The sequence below is a fragment of the Paraburkholderia sp. BR10954 genome (assembly GCF_040965775.1).
Taxonomy (GTDB): Bacteria; Pseudomonadota; Gammaproteobacteria; order Burkholderiales; family Burkholderiaceae; genus Paraburkholderia; species Paraburkholderia youngii.
Map to the genome: position 1 here is coordinate 1 of NZ_JBFRCK010000184.1, position 936 is coordinate 936.

3 protein-coding genes are annotated in these 936 nt (G+C 56.9%); all 3 read right to left on the reverse strand.

The window, feature by feature from the left end; genetic code table 11:
* A partial coding sequence (locus AB4Y34_RS41740; RefSeq protein ID WP_368719292.1) for a response regulator transcription factor occupies positions 1-207 on the reverse strand: 207 nt, incomplete at its 3' end.
* A 2-nt stretch (positions 208-209) separates the two neighbouring features.
* The gene (locus tag AB4Y34_RS41745; RefSeq protein WP_018437938.1) at positions 210-524 is read right to left on the reverse strand and encodes a hypothetical protein; all 315 of its coding nucleotides are present in this window, start codon (positions 522-524) and stop codon (positions 210-212) included.
* 166 nt (positions 525-690) lie between these two features.
* Positions 691-936, reverse strand: a 246-nt coding sequence (locus tag AB4Y34_RS41750; protein ID WP_368719293.1) for a hypothetical protein, incomplete at its 5' end; no start/stop codon positions are given.

Genomic DNA, 936 nt, shown 5'->3' on the forward strand with positions numbered 1-936 from the left:
CACGCGCCGGACGAGGTCGATTCCGCTGATGCCCGGCATGGTCATGTCGAGCAGCAGCACGTCGACGGCGCAGCTGCGCAGCTTGTCGATCACTTCCGAACCCTGTGCAGCTTCCGCGGCGACGATCATGTCGACCGTTGTCGCGATGATCTGCCTGATCCCGCTGCGCAAGATCGCGTGATCGTCCGCAATGAGTATTCTGATCATGTTCAGGCACTATTCCACGAGCGCACGCTTCTGATCGGCGCTGGCCGCTCGATCAGCTCATCAATCAGATCGGCCAGTTCACATAGTGCCTGAAACTCTGATTCGTCGAGTTGGTCGACGTGATAGAGCCGCAGATCGCGCATGGTTTCGCCAAGACGCTTAAGCATCTTCGGCGTGCTGTCGAGCAACGGCCAGCAGTGCATCAGATACGCAAGCAAGGTCACACGACGCGTCTCGCACCACTCATCGAACAGTCGTAGACAGACCGAATTAATTTCCTCGACGGCGTTCTCCCGCTCCGACAGATAGGCGATCATGATGCACCGGTTTTCCAATTGCGCTTCGACGACTCATAGTCAGCGACCAGAATCCCTGTCACATTCAGCGGAAGCTGGAAAAACGAGGCGCGGCATCCTGATTTTCGCATCAGGAAATCCTTACATCCTCTTTTCCGCTTTCCCAGATCGATGGCAATCTGCCCAATCATGAGGTGAGCCGGTCCTTGACTTCCGCGGCCAGCCTTGCCGTCAAGTTCTCCCTGTTGCCCATCGTATCGGGTCGGAGCACGGGTCGGAGCACACTGAGCACGATGTGTGTCGTTGTGCGAATAGTTCGGCATAACGCGGGCGAGCGTGACCACGGCGTGATGGCCAGCGATGAAACAAAGGTTTCGAAGCGAGTGATCAGCTTCGGCAGTAGTGCCGAAGATTGATCATCGTGTAGGCGAGG